The following is a 234-nucleotide window of genomic DNA, read 5'->3' as shown; positions in this document are numbered from 1 at the left end:
GGCGCTGGAAGAACAGGGCATCGGCGCCGACGTCGTCTCGATGCCCAGCTGGGCCCATTTCGACGCGCAGGACGCCGCCTACAAGGCCGACATCCTGCCCGCCGGCGTGCTGCGCGCCTCGATCGAGGCCGGCACCACCTTCGGCTGGGAACGCTATACCGGCCTTGACGGCCTGCGCTTCGGCATCGACAGCTTCGGCGCGTCGGCTCCGGCCGAAGTGCTCTACGACCATTT

1 pseudogene is annotated in these 234 nt (G+C 68.8%); it reads left to right on the top strand.

The window, feature by feature from the left end:
• Positions 1-234, top strand: a pseudogene (locus tag ACFC20_RS17545) (transketolase); the annotation flags it as partial.

Origin of the sequence: Marinobacter sp. (genome assembly GCF_041984545.1) — a bacterium.
Classification (GTDB): domain Bacteria; phylum Pseudomonadota; class Gammaproteobacteria; order Pseudomonadales; family Oleiphilaceae; genus Marinobacter.
This window is presented reverse-complemented; position numbering and strand designations above follow the sequence as displayed.